Source organism: Alcanivorax sp. HI0044 (assembly GCF_001634945.1).
Genome location: NZ_LWEZ01000160.1, coordinates 1 through 1,680, shown reverse-complemented (window position 1 = coordinate 1,680; position 1,680 = coordinate 1). Strand labels below are relative to the sequence as shown.

Annotated in this window: 2 protein-coding genes; both read left to right on the top strand. The window is 59.0% G+C overall.

Annotated elements, in window-relative coordinates:
- Window positions 1-9 precede the first annotated feature (9 nt).
- Window positions 10-1,026, top strand: coding sequence for a ketol-acid reductoisomerase (gene ilvC / locus A3730_RS01940; protein ID WP_063519755.1), 1,017 nt, complete (start codon window positions 10-12; stop codon window positions 1,024-1,026).
- 95 nt (window positions 1,027-1,121) lie between these two features.
- Window positions 1,122-1,680, top strand: a 559-nt coding sequence (pssA, locus tag A3730_RS01935) for a CDP-diacylglycerol--serine O-phosphatidyltransferase (protein ID WP_063537367.1), incomplete at its 3' end; no start/stop codon positions are given.

Below are 1,680 nucleotides of genomic sequence, written 5' to 3'. Positions count from 1 at the left end.
GCTATGAGCATGCAAGTGTATTACGACAAGGATTGCGACCTTTCCATCATCCAGGGCAAGAAAGTGGCTATCCTGGGTTACGGCTCCCAGGGCCATGCCCACGCCTGCAACCTGAAAGATTCCGGTGTAGACGTTGTTGTCGGGCTGCGCACTGGCTCCACATCCATCGCCAAAGCCGAAGCCCATGGCCTCAGCGTGACTGACGTGCCGTCTGCTGTTGCTGCTGCGGACGTGGTAATGGTGCTTACGCCTGACGAATTCCAGGCGCAGCTGTACAAGTCCGACATCGAGCCGAACCTGAAAGAAGGTGCAACCCTGGCCTTCGCCCACGGTTTTGCCATCCATTACAACCAGATTGTGCCGCGTGCCGATCTGGACGTGATCATGATCGCCCCGAAAGCGCCGGGCCATACCGTACGTACCGAGTTCACCAAAGGTGGCGGTATTCCTGACCTGATCGCGATCTTCCAGGATGCGTCCGGTAGCGCCAAAGAGCTGGCTCTGTCCTACGCCTGCGGCGTGGGCGGCGGCCGCACCGGCATCATCGAAACCACCTTCAAGGACGAGACTGAAACCGACCTGTTTGGTGAGCAAGCAGTCCTGTGTGGTGGCGCGGTTGAGCTGGTGAAAGCGGGCTTCGAAACCCTGACCGAAGCGGGCTATGCCCCGGAAATGGCGTACTTCGAGTGTCTGCACGAGCTGAAGCTGATCGTTGACTTGATGTACGAAGGCGGCATCGCCAACATGAACTACTCCATCTCCAACAACGCGGAGTATGGTGAGTACGTGACCGGGCCGGAAGTGATCAACGACGAGTCCCGTGCGGCCATGCGCAATGCGCTCAAGCGCATCCAGAGCGGCGAGTACGCCAAAATGTTCATCGCGGAAGGCGCGCACAACTACCCGTCCATGACGGCGGCCCGTCGCAACAATGCGGCGCATCCCATCGAGCAGGTGGGTGAGAAGCTGCGTGGCATGATGCCGTGGATCCAGGCCAACCAGATCGTGGACAAGAGCAAGAACTAAGCTTTTGTGACGCTCCCAAAAAACGCGGCTTCGGCCGCGTTTTTTGTTTGGGGGCACTGCGTTACACTAGCGCCATCATTAATGGGTGGATAACCATGCAGGATAACGACAAGACAACAGCGACGGATACGCCGGAAACCTTTGAGGTTGTGGAAGCAGAGCATCGTACTGGCGCTCGCCACAAGGGGGTTTACCTTTTGCCGAACCTGTTTACCACGGCGGCGCTGTTTGCCGGGTTCTACGCCATCGTGGCGGCCATGAACGGGCATTTTGAGAACGCCGCTCTGGGGATCATCATTGCCGGCATCCTGGACGGGATGGACGGTGGGGTGGCGCGGATGACCAATACCCAGAGCAAATTCGGGGCGGAGTATGACTCACTCTCCGATTGTGTGGCCTTCGGTGTCGCGCCGGGGCTGGTGGCATATGCCTGGGCATTGTCCGGCCTTGGCAAGTTTGGCTGGGTGGCGGCGTTCATTTATGTGGCCTGTGCTGCCTTGCGACTGGCGCGGTTCAATGTGCAGGCGGAAACCACCGATAAGCGCTTCTTCATTGGCTTGCCTAGCCCAACGGGCGCCGGGTTGGTGGCTACCCTGGTNTGGTTGGGCGCCAGTCGTGGCATTGAAGGGGCTGATATTTCCTGGTTGGTGGCGG